General features: G+C 64.6%; 1 pseudogene. It reads right to left on the reverse strand.

Annotated features, from left to right (window positions below):
• A pseudogene (locus tag DBR24_RS33420) lies at window positions 1-1,771 on the reverse strand (biotin carboxylase N-terminal domain-containing protein); the annotation flags it as partial.
• Between the last annotated feature and the right edge of the window lie 32 nt (window positions 1,772-1,803).

The following is a 1,803-nucleotide window of genomic DNA, read 5'->3' on the forward strand; positions in this document are numbered from 1 at the left end:
CTGCGCTGCGATCGGTCAACGCGGGCAGGTGCAACACGTCACCGGCACGCAATGCTCGACCACCATGGCCACCAAACTGGCCAAGGGTGAAGGTGCTTTTACTGCCCAGATAATCCGGCACCTGCAAACCGCCGCGCAGACACACATAACTGCGTGCTCCGGCGCCGCTGATGCTGCCCAGATGCAACGTCGCGCCCGCCGGGATCAGCAGGGCGGTATTCATTGGCGCGCTTTCCCCCTCAAGCGTCAGGCCAATCGGCGCACCGGTCACCGCGATCACCGCTTCACAGTTGAAGCGCAGCAGCGGCCCGCTCATGGTGATTTCCAGTGCAGCCGCGCCTTCAGCGTTGCCGAGCAGGCGATTGCCCAGGCGCAGGGCGCGACTGTCCATCGGCCCCGACGGCGGCACACCGACGGCCCAGTAACCGAGGCGACCGGGGTAGTCCTGCACGCTGGTTTGCGTGCCGGCGCCGAGCACTTCGAAAGTGTTGGCGCGGTAGACCAGATGCTCCAGGCAACGGGTCCACGGCTCACCGCTGGCGAACGGCGTATCGAGGAGAATCTGCCGCAGGTAATCGCGGTTGGTTTCCACGCCGTACAACAGACTGTCGCCCAATGCTTGATGCAGCTCGGCACGCGCCTGTTCACGGGTCGGCGCCCAGGTGATGACTTTGGCAAGCATCGGATCGAAGTAGGGCGGGATCTCGCAGCCGGCTTCGACCCAGGTATCAATGCGCAGTTGGATGCCGTTGGCCGGCGGGAATTCCACGGCCGTCAGCAAGCCCGGACTCGGCTGGAAATCGCGCCCCGGATCTTCCGCATACAGCCGCGCCTGAATCGCATGGCCTTCGGGTTTCAGAGCGCCATACAACGTGCTCAGCGGCGGCAGATCACCGGCCGCCAGTTCGATCATCCAGCGCACCAGGTCGACACCCCAGACCTGTTCGGTGACGCCATGCTCCACCTGCAGCCGTGTGTTCACTTCGAGAAAATAGAAGCGCTGCGCCTCGCTGTCGAAGACGAATTCCACGGTGCCGGCGCTGCGGTAGTTCACCGCTTGCGCCAGTTTGATCGCCGCCGCGCACAGCGCTTCGGCCATGCCGTCCGGCAGGTTCGGTGCCGGGGTTTCTTCAAGGACTTTCTGGTTGCGCCGTTGCACCGAGCAGTCGCGTACGCCGAGGGCGATGACCTCACCGCGACCGTCGCCGAACACCTGTACCTCCAAGTGCCGGGCGCGCTGGATGTACTTCTCGATGAACACTCCGGCGTCGCTGAAATTGTTCTGGCCGAGGCGTTTCACCGCTTCGAACGACTCGCTCAGTTCGCTGGCATTGCGACACACACGCATGCCGATGCCGCCACCGCCGGCGGTGCTTTTCAGCATCACCGGATAGCCCACCTGTTCGCCGGCGATCAGCGCGGCGTCGAGGCTGTCGAGCAGCTCGGTGCCTTCGAGCATCGGCACACCATGCTGTTTTGCCAGCGCGCGCGCGGTGTGCTTGAGACCGAACACCCGCAGTTGTTCGGCTGTAGGGCCGATGAACGCGATGCCGTGCGCTTCGCAGGCCTCGGCGAAGGCGGCGTTCTCGGACAGGAAACCGTAACCGGGATGAATGGCAGTCGCGCCGCTGGCCCTGGCAATGGCGAGGATTTTGTCGACTGCCAGATAAGTGCCGGCGGCGGCCCCTTCACCGAGGCTGTGGGCTTCAGCGGCGTGCAGGATATGCAGGCTGGCGGCATCGGCTTCGGAATACACGGCGACGCCTTGCACTTGCAAGTCACGCAGCGTGCGCAGGATGCGGC

It is taken from the genome of Pseudomonas sp. HMWF006 (genome assembly GCF_003061205.1).
Taxonomy (GTDB): Bacteria; Pseudomonadota; Gammaproteobacteria; order Pseudomonadales; family Pseudomonadaceae; genus Aquipseudomonas; species Aquipseudomonas monsensis.